Origin of the sequence: Cellulosimicrobium sp. Marseille-Q4280, from assembly GCF_943181405.1 — a bacterium.
In the GTDB taxonomy this organism is placed as follows: Bacteria; Actinomycetota; Actinomycetes; order Actinomycetales; family Cellulomonadaceae; genus Cellulosimicrobium.
Genome location: NZ_CALPBY010000005.1, coordinates 172,800 through 185,592, shown reverse-complemented (window position 1 = coordinate 185,592; position 12,793 = coordinate 172,800). Strand labels below are relative to the sequence as shown.

General features: G+C 74.2%; 11 protein-coding genes and 1 pseudogene. 9 read left to right on the top strand and 3 right to left on the bottom strand.

Features of this window, described 5'->3' with window-relative positions:
- Window positions 1–232 precede the first annotated feature (232 nt).
- From NFS20_RS14140 to NFS20_RS14120, 5 genes and pseudogenes are all read left to right on the top strand, one after another.
- Window positions 233–553 (top strand): DUF4244 domain-containing protein, encoded by a 321-nt coding sequence (locus NFS20_RS14140; RefSeq protein ID WP_251152434.1) that lies wholly within the window; start codon window positions 233–235, stop codon window positions 551–553.
- A gap of 122 nt (window positions 554–675) precedes the next feature.
- Window positions 676–957, top strand: coding sequence for a TadE family type IV pilus minor pilin (locus tag NFS20_RS14135; protein ID WP_251152433.1), 282 nt, complete (start codon window positions 676–678; stop codon window positions 955–957).
- Between the two features lie 86 nt (window positions 958–1,043).
- Complete coding sequence (locus NFS20_RS14130; RefSeq protein WP_251152432.1) at window positions 1,044–1,472, top strand: Rv3654c family TadE-like protein; 429 nt, start codon at window positions 1,044–1,046, stop codon at window positions 1,470–1,472.
- Between the two features lie 151 nt (window positions 1,473–1,623).
- Window positions 1,624–2,904, top strand: a complete 1,281-nt coding sequence (locus tag NFS20_RS14125) for a prolyl oligopeptidase family serine peptidase (RefSeq protein WP_251152431.1) — start codon at window positions 1,624–1,626, stop codon at window positions 2,902–2,904.
- A 113-nt stretch (window positions 2,905–3,017) separates the two neighbouring features.
- A pseudogene (locus NFS20_RS14120) lies at window positions 3,018–3,197 on the top strand (IS481 family transposase); the annotation flags it as partial.
- A 26-nt stretch (window positions 3,198–3,223) separates the two neighbouring features.
- Here NFS20_RS14120 and NFS20_RS14115 read toward each other — a convergent pair.
- Together NFS20_RS14115 and NFS20_RS14110 are read right to left on the bottom strand one after the other, a co-directional pair.
- The gene (locus NFS20_RS14115; RefSeq protein ID WP_251152430.1) at window positions 3,224–4,066 is read right to left on the bottom strand and encodes an ATP-grasp domain-containing protein; all 843 of its coding nucleotides are present in this window, start codon (window positions 4,064–4,066) and stop codon (window positions 3,224–3,226) included.
- A gap of 209 nt (window positions 4,067–4,275) precedes the next feature.
- The gene (locus NFS20_RS14110) at window positions 4,276–6,777 is read right to left on the bottom strand and encodes a DEAD/DEAH box helicase (RefSeq protein ID WP_251152429.1); all 2,502 of its coding nucleotides are present in this window, start codon (window positions 6,775–6,777) and stop codon (window positions 4,276–4,278) included.
- Window positions 6,778–6,864: 87 nt separating this feature from the next.
- Between NFS20_RS14110 and NFS20_RS14105 the strand changes: the two genes are divergently transcribed.
- Window positions 6,865–7,563 carry an SRPBCC family protein gene (locus tag NFS20_RS14105; RefSeq protein ID WP_251152428.1) on the top strand — a complete coding sequence of 233 codons (699 nt, stop codon included), beginning with the start codon at window positions 6,865–6,867 and terminating at the stop codon, window positions 7,561–7,563.
- Here NFS20_RS14105 and NFS20_RS14100 read toward each other — a convergent pair.
- Window positions 7,502–8,905, bottom strand: a complete 1,404-nt coding sequence (locus NFS20_RS14100) for a M18 family aminopeptidase (protein ID WP_251152427.1) — start codon at window positions 8,903–8,905, stop codon at window positions 7,502–7,504. The genes NFS20_RS14105 and NFS20_RS14100 overlap by 62 nt on opposite strands.
- Before the next feature lie 113 nt (window positions 8,906–9,018).
- On the opposite strand from NFS20_RS14100, the gene NFS20_RS14095 reads away from it, so the two are divergent.
- The 3 genes from NFS20_RS14095 to NFS20_RS14085 all read left to right on the top strand — a co-directional run bounded on the left by NFS20_RS14095 (window position 9,019) and on the right by NFS20_RS14085 (window position 12,791).
- The gene (locus NFS20_RS14095) at window positions 9,019–9,750 is read left to right on the top strand and encodes an alpha/beta fold hydrolase (RefSeq protein ID WP_251152426.1); all 732 of its coding nucleotides are present in this window, start codon (window positions 9,019–9,021) and stop codon (window positions 9,748–9,750) included.
- A 36-nt stretch (window positions 9,751–9,786) separates the two neighbouring features.
- A complete protein-coding gene (locus tag NFS20_RS14090; RefSeq protein WP_251152425.1) occupies window positions 9,787–10,323 on the top strand; it encodes a GyrI-like domain-containing protein in 537 nt (178 codons plus the stop codon).
- A gap of 149 nt (window positions 10,324–10,472) precedes the next feature.
- On the top strand, window positions 10,473–12,791 hold the full coding sequence (locus NFS20_RS14085) for a sodium-translocating pyrophosphatase (RefSeq protein ID WP_251152424.1): 2,319 nt from the start codon (window positions 10,473–10,475) through the stop codon (window positions 12,789–12,791).
- Window positions 12,792–12,793 lie beyond the last annotated feature (2 nt).

Here is a 12,793-nt window from a genome sequence, read left to right as displayed (position 1 = left end):
GACGATGACGCGCGAGACCGGCGCAGATCGACACCACTCTGGCAGAGAATGCGCAGCCGCTCTCGGAACCGGCGCGACGGGGCCCGGGAGAGTGCGCCGGTCCTGGCCGTCCACAGGCCCGGCCGACAGGTGTCCCGTCCACCGCGCGCCCGGCGACGCCTGCGCCGTCCGTCCTGCTCTCGCCAGAGTGGCCGGACCGCCCGCGACCGCGGGCCGCGAGAAGGAGAGGGTCATGACCAGGACGAGGACCGAGAGGTCGGCGGGACACGTGGCGTCGAAGGGGTCGGTGACGTGGGGCGGAGCCCCGGCGACGGAGGAGACGGCAGGAGAGGGCCGGCCCCGGAGGCCGGAGAAGGCTGCCGGCCGCGTGCTTGCGCGGCTCACCGGAGCCGACGGCGCGCACGACCGGGAGGCGGGCCTCGCGACCGCGGAGTACGCGATCGCGACGGTCGCCGCGGCGGGGTTCGCCGGGCTGCTGATCGTCGTGCTCCGGAGCGGCGAGGTGCGTGAGCTGCTGCTCGGCATCGTCCGTAGCGCGCTCTCGCTGGGCTGATCGTGCGACGAGAGCGGTCACGGCGGTCGGTCGCGACCCTCCGCGGACCGTGGGGTCCCGGCCCTGCAGCGCGCGAGCGAGGTGCCGTCACCGCAGAGCTCGCGGTCGCGTTGCCGGCGGTCGTGCTCGTCCTCGTCGCCGTGCTCACCCTCGCCGCGGCCGCGGGCGCCCAGATGCGCTCCGCGGACGCGGCGAGGGCGGGAGCGCGGGCAGCGGCGATCGGGGAGGACGACGCGACCGTGCGCTCCACGGCTCAGCACGTCGCGGGCGACGGCGCGCAGGTGACCGTCGTGCGCGGCGAGCCGTGGGTCGAGGTCACCGTGAGCTGCCCGGTCGTCGGGGGCTGGCTCTCGGCGGCGCCGCTGCGCGCGAGCGGGCACGCCGTGGCGCGCGTCGAGCCATGACCGGGCGGCGAGTCGTGACCAACCGGCGAGCCGTGGCCAAGCGGCGAGCCGTGACCGGGCGGCGAGTCGTGGCCGGGTGGCGAGCCGTGACCGGGCGGCGAGGAGGACGCGGGCCGGGCCTCCCGGGCGTCGGGTCGGCCGCGGAGCGGTCGTCGGACGGCGAGCACGGGGCGGGCACGGTGCTCGTGCTCGGGATCGTCGCCGCCCTGCTCGTCGTGCTCGTCGGGCTCGGAGGGCTCGCGCAGGCACAGGCCGCGCGGGGTCGGGCTCAGGCCGGTGCCGACCTCGCCGCGCTCGCTGCCGCCGCGGCGCTGCGCGATGGATGGGAGCCGTGCGGACGCGCCCGCGAGACGGCGAGCCGCAACGGCGTGCGGGTCGTCGCGTGCACCGAGACGGGCGCGGGCGCCGTCCGCGTCGACGTCGTGTCCGGGCCGACGGTCTCGGTGCTCGGCGTCACGCTCGGCGAGGCGGCAGGGGCCGCGCGGGCCGGACCGGCGACGGCCCGGGCAGGGTGAGCACGAGGTCGGCGCTGCCGCAGGGCTTCGTCAGGCGGACGCGTCCGACCTCGTGACGCCCTGCCCCCGGGCGAGCCCGGGTGAAGTCGGTAGCGTTCGGAAGGTCCTCGCGCCCGGAGCCGGGCGTGGTCAACGATGATCTGGAGGCACCATGCACGTCCTGCCGCACCGCTGGCGCATCGCGGCGGCCGCCGTCGCGTCGCTCGCCCTCACCGCCGTCGCCGCCCCGGGCGTCGCCGCTCCCCGCGACGACCCGCCGGGCCGCGTCGCCGAGACCACGTTCACGCTCGACGCCGAGGTGCTCGACTCCGGGGAGCAGGTCACGGGCATCACGATCGACGCGCACCGGCTGCGCACGATCGACCCGGCGTCGCTGAGCACCGGCACGTTCACCGTGCGGGCCGTCGGCGCCTACCCGGACGACGTCGACCGCGGCGGCCGGCCGCAGCAGGTGTTCGACGTCGAGCGGACCCTCACGGGGGTGGAGCTGACCCGCTCGGGCGACATCCACCTGGAGCTCGCGTCCGGGTTCGGCACGCCCGGCGCGGACACGCTCACCTACCAGCCCGTGGGTGGGCGCAACGTGCTGCTCGACCTGACCTACACGATGGTGCAGAACGCCCCGCTCGAGCTGCGCAACGGCCGCGACGTGACGATCCGGGGCTTCGTCCAGGGCGACCTCGTCGACCCGGAGGTCGACGCGTTCCGCGCGGGGGTCTCGGGCACCGGCCTCAACTACCGCCTGTTCACGCCGGACCGGCGCGGCGGCGGTGACCGTGCCCTCGTCGTCTGGCTGCACGGCAACGGTGAGGGCGGGCTGGGCGGCTACTACGACAACGAGCCGCCGCTGCGCGCCAACCGCGGCGCGCTCGGCTTCGCGACGCCGGAGGCGCAGAAGATCCTCGGCGGCGCGTACGTGCTCGTGCCGCAGGTCCCGGACACCTGGTACAACGCGGACTCCGCGGGCTACCAGGAGCGGCTGCGCGCCCTGGTCGACGAGATCGCCGGCCGGTACAAGGTCGACACGGACCGCATCCACGTCGCCGGCGCCTCGGCCGGCGGGTACATGGCGACCCGCCTGGTGGCTGCCTACCCGGACGACTTCGCGTCCCTCGCCGTCTCGGCGCCGGCGTACTACACGGGCGGCACCTACCGCATCGACGCAGCCGAGATCGCCGCGCTCGAGGGCACGCCGACGTGGTTCGTCCACGCGCGCAACGACCCCACCGTCCCGTACGCCGAGACCAGCGTGTGGGCGCACGAGCAGCTGCCCGGCTCGATCCTGTCGCTGTACGACGACGTGACGTGGGACGGGGTGACCTACCCCGGGCACTGGTCGTGGATCTACCAGGCACGCAACGCTCCGACCACGCCGGAGGGCCTCAGCCTCTGGGAGTGGACGGCGCAGCAGTCGCTCGACGACCAGGTGTGATGCCCAGGGAGGTCGTACCGCCGCCCGGCATCGGTGAGTCTGCCTGACAGACGAAGGCCTCCGGATGCGAAGTGGAGCTGTCTCGTTCACCGCTTCACTGACCGGAGGCCTTCGTGTCCCACGCTGACGTTGTCTTGACGCCCCGCGACCGGTTGTGGCTCGCGCAAGTCGCTGTAGATCGCGGCTGGACCTGTGCAGCGGCGCGCTGCCGGACCAACCGGCTCTCCCACATCGACCGGGTTACTGGCGAACCGCTGCGCCGCAATGGGCATCCGCACCTCGGAGCGCTGATCCAAGGTCCCGAGGAAGGGCATCCTGGTTACCGGGTCGGCAGGTCGACGGCGTCATCACCGACCGCGCCGGGGTCGGTGGAGGCAAGTTCCGACAGCGCGCCGGTGAGGTGCCGCACGAAGGTCCGACGGCGTTCGTCGCTGATGCTGTCCAGCGACAGGTAAGGGTTGAGGTCTTCCAGCTCGACCAGCAACAACGTCCCTTCGGAAGTGCGGCACGCGTCGACGCGCTGGATGCCGTGAGCGATCCCGTTCCAGTCGACGAAGCGCCGGGCGAAACTCAGGTCGGTCTCGGTCGGCTCATACGCCCTCAGGCGCCACCGTTGCGCGGAATCGGGTGCGTACAACGCGTACTCGAAGGTTCGGTCGATGAAGTAGAACGAGACTTCATAGTCGATCTCCACGTGCGGCTGGATCAGCACGTCGTCATCGTCGATACCTCGGACCTGCGTCGGGTCCAGGATCCTCAGGCCCACCGAATCGGCGCCGAACTTGGGTTTGACCACGTAGGACTCGCAGTCCGGGAGCCGGTCCAAGCCCTCGATGCCATCCACGGTGGGGATCACCGGGTATCCGGCCTGAGACAGGTCCACGAGGTACTGCTTGCCTGCCATGTCGGCTTTCCCCGTCAGGTCGTTGAAGACCCGTGCTCCGGTCGCCAGGGCATGCTCGCGGAACGCCTGGTACTGCTGCGGGTAGTAGATGACCGGACCGCTGTTGCGGACGAGCACGACATCGAACCGGTCCATCAGCGCCCGGGCGTCCACGGGGTGACAGAGGGCCACGTCGAAGGTCTCGCGCAATCGAGAGGACAGGTAGAGGTCCTCATCGCCGTACCGGCGCCCTCGCGCTTCGTACGACAGATCGGTCACGAAGAGCACGCTGGGCCTGGCGGAAGACATGGCCCAGTGTTTCACCCACCGCCCTGGCGCAGACGAACACGGCAGCTGCCCACGTGCATCACGCCGCCCCGTCGCGCGCCCGACAATGGGCAGACACGTCCTCGGCGGACGTCGGCGCCGCGTGCCCACTCAGGCGCAGGGCGCCGTCGTGGTCGGGCGGTGGTCACGCCACGGCCCGGTCAGTCGGGAGAGTACGCGAGCACGGCGTCGAGCAGCCGCACGGCGGCGTCCTTGTCCAGCGGCGCGTTGTACGACCCGCACTTGGGCGACTGGACGCACGCGGGGCACCCGTCGTGGCACGGGCACCGCACGATCGCGTCGCGCGTCGCGCGCAGCCAGGTCGCGCCCAGCTCGAACCCGCGCTCGGCGAAGCCCGCGCCGCCCGGGTAGGCGTCGTAGACGAACACCGTCGCCTGCTCGGTGTCGACGTGCAGCGCCGTGGACACACCGCCGAGGTCCCAGCGGTCGCACGTCGCGAGGAGGGGGAGCAGCCCGATCGACGCGTGCTCGGCGGCGTGCAGCGCGCCGGGCGCGGTGTCCGCGTCGACCCCGGCCTCCTCGAGCACCGACTCGGGCACCGTCCACCACACGGCCATGGTCGGCAGCGTGTGCTCGGGCAGGTCGAGGGGCTCGGACCCCAGGATCTGCAGGTCGGGCAGACGGCGGCGCTGGAAGCTCACGACCTGCGAGCTCACGTCGACGGGCCCGTACCCCCAGCCGACGGGCCCCCAGCGCCGCTCGACGACCTCGCGCCCGGCGGCCGCGTCACCGGGCCCCGGGTCGTCGGCGATCGTGATCGAGGTGACGGAACGGGACCAGGTGCCGAAGTCGACGTCGGTGCGTCGCACGAGCGCGACGCCGTCGGTCAGGTCGAGGTGCTCGACCACGTAGGTGGCGCCCTGGTGGACGTACACCGCGCCGTCGTGCACGGTCCCGTCGGCCGACGCGGCGTCCACCGTCCCGAGGAGGCGGCCCGTGCGCGCCTCGGCCACGCGGACGGGAGAGCCGCCGGAGCCGCGCAGGTCCGTCATCCCCGCGGCGGGCTGCGCGTGCGTCCAGTACCAGCCCGACGCACGACGCCGCAGCGCTCCCCGCGCGACGAGCACGCCGAGCAGGTCGGTCACGGCGGCCGGGTCGCCGAACGCGGCGAGGTCCTCCGAGCGGAGGGGGACCTCCGCGGCCGCGGCGCACAGGTGCGGTGCGAGGACGTACGGGTTGGCGGGGTCGAAGACCGTCGCCTCGAGCGGGGCGTCGAAGATCGCCTCGGGGTGGTGCACGAGGTACGTGTCGAGCGGGTCCTCGCGCGCGACGAACGCCACGAGCCCGTCCGCGCCCGCACGTCCCGCGCGGCCGGCCTGCTGCCAGACGGACATCCGCGTGCCCGGCCAGCCCGCCACGAGCACCGCGTCGAGGCCGGAGATGTCGACGCCGAGCTCGAGGGCGTTCGTCGTGGCCAGCGCCCGGACCGCGCCGGAGCGCACCGCCTCCTCGAGCTCGCGGCGCTCCTCGGGCAGGTACCCGCCCCGGTACGCGGCGACGCGGCGCGCGAGGTCGGCGTCGACGGGGCGCAGGTAGTCCTGGGTCTGCGTCGCGACCGCCTCGGCGCCCCGGCGCGAGCGCGTGAACGCGAGCGTGCGCGCGCCGGCGAGGACGAGGTCGGCGAGCAGGTCCGCCGCCTCCGACGTCGCACTGCGCCGCGGGTGCTCGGGGGCCTCCTGGACCTCGGTCGGCACCGTGGGCACTGCCGGGTCGTCGACGTGCTCCTCCGGTTGCTGCGACCCCGCCGCCGCGCCGAAGCCGGCCACGACGGGCGGCTCCCAGAGCGCGAACGTCCGGTGCCCGGACGGTGACGTGTCGCCCGCGACCGTCACGACGTCCGCCGGCTCCACCCCGACGAGCCGTGCCGCGCTCACCGCGGGGTCCGCCGTCGTCGCCGAGGCCACGACGAACGTCGGCGCGGGGTCCCCCTCGCGGGCGTAGTGCGCGGCGAGACGACGCAGCCGCCGCAGCACGAGCGACACGTGCGCGCCGAAGACGCCGCGGTAGGCGTGGCCCTCGTCCACGACGACGTAGCGCAGGTCGCGCAGGAGCCGCGACCAGCGGCGGTGGTTCGGCAGCAGCGCGAAGTGCAGGAAGTCCGGGTTGGTGAGCACGACGTCCGCGTGCTCGCGCACCCACCGCCGCTCGTCGGGCGACGTGTCGCCGTCGCACGTCGAGACCCGCACGTCCTGGGTCCCGACCGCGTCGAGGAGGCGCTGGAGGCCGGCGAGCTGGTCGGCCGCCAGAGCCTTGGTCGGCGAGAGGTACAGCACGGACCCGCGGCGCGCGACGGACTCGATGCGTCCGGGGTCGAGCGTGCGGGCCGCGACGTCGGCCCGGACCGACGTCAGCGCCGGGAGCCAGAACGCGAGGGACTTGCCCGACCCCGTCGACGTCGCGAGCGCGACGTGCCGGCCCGACCACGCGGCGTCGGCGGCGACGGTCTGGTGCACCCACGGCCGCTGCACGCCCAGCGCGCGGTACCCGGCCACGAGCGCGGCGTCCGACCACGCGGGCCAGTCGCCGTGCACGCCGTCGCGCGCCGGCAGCTCCCGCACGTGCGTCAGCCGGTCCGCGCGGCGGCCGCCCGCGAGGAGCACGCGGAGCAGCGCGTTCGTCGGCGGGGCGGGAGCGTGGTGCACGCCCACGAGTCTTCCACCCCGCGCCCACCCTGAGGTCGGGACCTGCGGCCCTCGCGCGGGCCGGGCTCGGGGGTGGACCATCGAGGTATGGCGAGGACGGGACGCGGGGTGCTCGGAGCCGTGGCGGCGGGCGTCGGCGTGCTGCTGCTCACGCGTCGCCTGACGCAGACGTGGGGCACGCGCGACGACGAGCACGCCGCGCGACTGCCCGGCGACGACCTCGTGCCGCACGCGCGCGTCGTCGCGACGCGCGGCGTGACGATCGACGCCCCGCCGGGCGACGTCTGGCCGTGGCTCGTGCAGCTCGGCCAGGGGCGCGGCGGCTTCTACTCCTATGACCTGCTGGAGAACCTCGCCGGCCTCGGCATCCGCAGCGCGGGAACGATCGGGGAGCGGTGGCAGTCGCTCGCCGTCGGCGACGACGTCCGTCTCGCAGCGCAGGCCGCCCTGCGTGTCGCGCTGCTCGAGCCGGAGGACCACCTCGTGCTGCTCGGCGTACCGGGTCCGGCTGAGCCCGACGTGATGCCGTTCGCGTTCTCGTGGGCGTTCGTCCTCCGCGCACTCCCGCCGGGAGACGGGGGCGGCGCGCGCACGCGGCTCCTCGTGCGCGAGCGCTACCGTCCCACGAGCCGGCCGGGGCGAGCCGTCGTCGAGGCCGTGCAACCCGTGAGCTTCCTCATGACGCAGAAGATGCTGCGCGGGGTGAGGGACCGAGCGGAGCGGGTCAGCCGCGGAACACCTCGACGACGGCCCGCGCGAGGTACCACGGGTCGACGACGGCCGTGAGCTCGCGCGCGGAGTGCATCGAGAGGATCGGCACGCCGACGTCGACGGTCCGGATACCGAGGCGCGTCGCGGTGAGCGGCCCGATCGTCGAGCCGCACGGGACCGTGTTGCGCGACACGAACTCCTGGCTCGGCACCCCCGCCGCCGCGCACGCGCGCGCCCACGCCGCGGCGCCGAGCGCGTCGGTCGTGTACCGCTGGTTGGCGTTGATCTTGAGGATCGGGCCGCCGCCCGCGAGCGGGCGGTTCGCGGGGTCGTGGCGCTCGGGGTAGTTGGGGTGCACCGAGTGCCCGACGTCGCTCGACACGCACAGCGACCCGGCGAGCCGGCGGTGACGCTCCTCCGTGGTCACGCCCTGCATCGCGTCGATCCGCGCGAGCACGTCGGCGAGGAACGGTCCCGACGCCCCCGAGCGGGACTCCGACCCGATCTCCTCGTGGTCGAACGCGGCGAGCACGGGGATCGTGGTCGCCGCGTCGTCCCCGCCGAACCCGTCGGCGACCTCGAGCAGCGCCGTGAGCCCGGCGTGGACGGAGATCAGGTTGTCGAGCCGCCCCGACGCGAGGAACGCGTCGCGCGCCCCGAAGACCCGCGGCTCCTGGGTGTCGGCGACGACGACGTCGTAGCCCGTGACCTCGCTCGCGCGGACCCCCGCGTGGTGCGCGAGCTCGGCGAGGACGTCGGCCTCCGCCGGTCCGTCGTGCGTCCCGGCTCGGTCGGAGCCGGCGGCCCCCGCCGTCGACGACAACCCCCAGACCGGCTGGGTGTGCTGCTGCTTGTCGAGGGCGAGGCCCTCGTTCACCTGGCGGTCCAGGTGGATCGCGAGCTGCGGGATGCGCAGCAGCGGACCGGTGCGCACGAGGTGCACGTCGCCCGGTCGCGTGCCGTCACCCACCACGACCCGCCCGGCGAGCTCGAGCTCGCGGTCGAGCCACGAGTTGAGCAGCGGCCCGCCGTAGATCTCGACGCCGGCCTGCCACCAGCCCTCGCGCACGAGGCTCGGCCGCGGCTTGAGCTTGAACCCCGGCGAGTCCGTGTGGGCGCCGAGGATCGCGAACGGCATCGTCGCGGTCGCGCCCCGTGGCACGACCCAGGCGATCACCGCGCCGTCGCGCACGACGACGTACCGCCCGCCCGCCTCGTGCACGCGCTCCGGCTCGCGGTGGGGACCGGTCGCCGGCGCGTGCGACGGCCACGCGTCCGACTCCGTGAGCTGGGTGAAGCCCGCGGCGACGAGGCGGCGTGCGACCTCGTGCGCCGCGTGGAACGACGACGGCGAGGCCTGGACGAAGGACATGAGGTCGAGGGCGTGCTCGTGCGCGGCAGCGGTCGGTGCGGGCATGGTGCCAGTCTCGCACCGGGCCGCACGGTCCCTCCTCGGCCGACGTCCGGGAAGCGTCCAGGTCGACCGCGTACCGTCGTGACGGCGTCGCCGGGCAGCGAGAGGAGAGCGCGATGATCTGGGTCGTGCTGCCGGGGCTCGCCCTGACGGCGGAGGACTACGCCCCACTCGCCCGGGCGATCGGTCCGGACGGCGACGTCCGCGTCCTCGACGCGTGGCGCACACCGGTCACCGACCCGGCGGACGCGCTCCGTTCCGCGCTCGGTGTCGACGGGTCCGACGACGTCGCGCTCGTCGGGCACTCCGCGGGCGGTCTCGCCGCGCTCGAGTGGGCGCTGCTCCACCCCGGCGAGGTGCGGCGCCTCGTCCTCCTGGACCCCTCCAGCCCGTTCGAGCGGCATCGCCCCGCCCTGCACCCGGGGACGGGTGTGACACGCGCCGGACGAGCGGTCGTCGGCGCCGTCGCCGACGTCCTCGCACCGAGCGGACCGGCGCTGCGCCGGGTCGCCGTCCGCGCCGTCGCGCGCCGGCCCGACCTTCTCGCCCGCGACGTCGCGGCCGAACGTTACGGCGGCCGCCCCGGGTGGCTCGAGATCGCGGACCAGTGGGCGGCGAGCTGGGCGCAGGCGCCCCGTGTGCGCGGGCTGCTCGACGACGGGCGGCGCCTGCCCGCGTCCGCCCGCCCGCTGCTCGTCACCGGGACGCGTGCGAGCGCCCGGTTCCTGCGCGAGCAGCGCGAGCTCGCCGAGCGGCTGGACCTGCCTCGGGTCGGGGTCGCGAAGCAGGGTCACCTGTTCCCCCTGACCCGGCCGGACGAGGTCGCGCGGCTGGTCCGCACGACCTGAGCGATGAGTCCGGGGCACGAGCCCGGTCGGGACGGCATGGCTCAGCAGCAGACCCCCCAGATCCAGGACCGCGCCGCGCAGCCCTACGTGGGCGTGACCCGGACCGTGACCATGACGACCATCTCTGAGGTGGCGGACCGCCTTCCCGAGCTCTTCACCTGGCTCGGCGAGCGCGGCGTGACCCCGGCAGGCGCGCCCTTCCTCCGCTACCGGGAGATCGACATGGAGCGCGAGCTCGTGGTCGAGGCGGGCGTCCCGGTCGAGTCGCTCGACGCGATCCCCGACCTCGGCACCGACGCCATGTCCGCCGACCAGGACTCGGCGTCCCGACCGCACGGCGGCGTCCTGCCGGCCGGACGCTACGTCGTCGTCCAGCACCACGGGCATCCCGACGACCTGGAACGCGCGACCGGTGAGCTTCTCGCCTGGGCCGCGGCGCAGGGGCTGGTCTGGGACGCCGACGACGAGCAGCGGTCCTGGGGCGCGCGCGTCGAGTCCTACCTCACCGACCCGGCCGACGAGCCCGACATGGCCGAGTGGGACCACGAGCTCGCGTTCCGCCTCGCGGACTGACGCGGCGCGGGGTGCCGGGGCGCGGCCCAGGTGAGGGGCGCGCTTGTGACGGGCTGCACGAGTGGTCGTGACGTACGACACACGTGCGTAGACTCCTCCCCATCGTGCCGGTAGGGGACCGGCTCGGCCGCAGTCGTCAAGGAGGACGGATGCCCACCCTCGGTTCCGAAAGTCTCACCATCGTCGGGGTGATCGCGCTGATCGCGCTCGTCGCCCTCGGTTTCGCCGTCGTCCTGCGCAGACAGGTCCTCGCCGCGCGGGAGGGCAACGACGCGATGCGCGACGTCGCGCAGGCGGTGCAGGAGGGTGCGGCCGCCTACCTCAACCGGCAGTTCCGCACGCTCGCCCTGTTCGCCGTGATCGTCTTCGGCCTGCTGTTCCTCCTGCCCGGCGAGGGCGGGGTGCGCGTCGGCCGCTCGATCGCGTTCCTCGTCGGCGCGGGCTTCTCGGCCGCGATCGGCTACCTCGGCATGTGGCTCGCCGTGCGCGCGAACGTCCGCGTCGCGGCCGCCGCGACCCGGCCGGGCGGCCGGTCGGAGGGTGCGCGCATCGCGTTCCGCACCGGCGGCGCGGTGGGGATGTCGGTCGTGGGTTTAGGTCTGCTCGGTGCGGCGGGGGTCGTCCTGCTGTACCGAGGGGACGCGCCCGCTGTGCTGGAGGGCTTCGGCTTCGGGGCGGCGCTGCTCGCGATGTTCATGCGCGTGGGCGGCGGCATCTTCACGAAGGCGGCGGACGTGGGTGCCGACCTCGTCGGCAAGGTCGAGCAGGGCATACCCGAGGATGACCCGCGCAACGCCGCGACGATCGCGGACAACGTCGGCGACAACGTCGGCGACTGCGCGGGCATGGCCGCCGACCTGTTCGAGTCCTACGCGGTGACGCTCGTCGCGGCGCTGATCCTCGGCAAGGCCGCGATGGGCGAGGAGGGCCTCGTCTTCCCGCTGATCGTCACCGCGATGGGCGCGCTCGTCGCCGTGCTCGGCGTGTTCATCACGCGCGTGCGGGGCGAGGAGAGCGGCCTCAAGGCGATCTACCGCGGCTTCTACCTCTCGGCGCTCGTCGGTGCGGTGCTCGCCGCCGTCGCCGCCTTCGTCTACCTCCCGTCCTCGTTCGGCGAGATGGACGGGACCGCGGACCTGGGCGACCTCTCGGGGATCGCCGCCGACCCGCGCGTCGTCGCGAGCCTCGCGGTCGTCATCGGTGTGGTCCTCGCCGGGATCATCCTGTGGATCACGGGCTACTTCACGGGCACGACGTCGAAGCCCACCCTCCACGTGGCCGCCACCTCGCGCACCGGTGCCGCGACGGTCGTCCTGTCGGGCATCGGCGTCGGGTTCGAGTCCGCCGTCTACACGGCGGGCGTCATCGCGGCCGCGATCTGCGGGCTCTTCCTGCTCGCGGGCGGCTCGGTGTGGCTCGCGCTGTTCCTCGTCGCGCTCGCCGGGTGCGGCCTGCTCACGACGGTCGGCGTCATCGTTGCGATGGACACGTTCGGGCCCGTCTCCGACAACGCCCAGGGCATCTACGAGATGTCGCTCGGCGAGGCCTCGGAGGCGGACGAGTCGGACGCCGCGCAGATCCTCACCGACCTCGACGCCGTCGGGAACACGACGAAGGCGATCACCAAGGGCATCGCCATCACGACGGCGGTGCTCGCGGCGACGGCCCTCTTCGGCTCCTACGCGGACGCCGTCGACCACGCGCTGCGGGACATCGAGGGGGTCGGCACGGGTCTCGTCACGTCGATGCTCGACTACGAGATCATCTCGCCCGTCACGCTCGTCGGCCTGATCCTCGGTGCGGCGACGGTCTTCCTCTTCTCGGGCCTCGCCATCGACGCCGTGACGCGCGCGGCCGGTGCGATCGTCTTCGAGGTGCGCCGCCAGTTCCGCGAGCACCCCGGGATCATGACGTACGAGGAGCGCCCGGAGTACGGCAAGGTCGTCGACATCTGCACCCGCGACTCGCTGCGCGAGCTCGCGACCCCCGGCCTCCTCGCGGCGTTCGCGCCGATCGCCGTCGGCTTCGGCCTCGGCGTCGGGCCGCTCGCCGGCTTCCTCGCCGGGGCGATCAGCGCCGGCGTGCTCATGGCGGTGTTCCTCGCCAACTCCGGTGGCGCCTGGGACAACGCGAAGAAGATCGTCGAGGACGGCGCGTACGGCGGCAAGGGGTCGGAGGCGCACGCCGCGACGGTCATCGGCGACACCGTCGGCGACCCGTTCAAGGACACCGCGGGCCCCGCGATCAACCCGCTCATCAAGGTCATGAACCTCGTGTCGGTGCTCATCGCACCGGCGGTCGTCCTGCTCAGCGTGCCGGAGGACGCGAACCAGGTGCTGCGCATCGGCATCGCCGTCGTCGCGGCCGGGATCGCCTTCGGCGCGGTCATCGCGTCCCGCCTGCGCGCGGCCCGGGTGGACCGCGAGCAGATCGCCGAGGTCCGCGAGCAGGTGACGAGCGGCGCCTGACC

What these genes read in the sequence shown, in the direction of transcription:
- NFS20_RS14090 (WP_251152425.1), top strand. Translation starts at nt 9,787, where the DNA reads ATGGCTCAGCAGCAGACCCCCCAGATCCAGGACCGCGCCGCGCAGCCC.
- NFS20_RS14095 (WP_251152426.1), top strand. Translation starts at nt 9,019, where the DNA reads ATGATCTGGGTCGTGCTGCCGGGGCTCGCCCTGACGGCGGAGGACTAC.
- NFS20_RS14140 (WP_251152434.1), top strand. Translation starts at nt 233, where the DNA reads ATGACCAGGACGAGGACCGAGAGGTCGGCGGGACACGTGGCGTCGAAG.
- NFS20_RS14100 (WP_251152427.1), bottom strand. Translation starts at nt 8,905, where the DNA reads ATGCCCGCACCGACCGCTGCCGCGCACGAGCACGCCCTCGACCTCATG.
- NFS20_RS14125 (WP_251152431.1), top strand. Translation starts at nt 1,624, where the DNA reads ATGCACGTCCTGCCGCACCGCTGGCGCATCGCGGCGGCCGCCGTCGCG.
- NFS20_RS14105 (WP_251152428.1), top strand. Translation starts at nt 6,865, where the DNA reads ATGGCGAGGACGGGACGCGGGGTGCTCGGAGCCGTGGCGGCGGGCGTC.
- NFS20_RS14085 (WP_251152424.1), top strand. Translation starts at nt 10,473, where the DNA reads ATGCCCACCCTCGGTTCCGAAAGTCTCACCATCGTCGGGGTGATCGCG.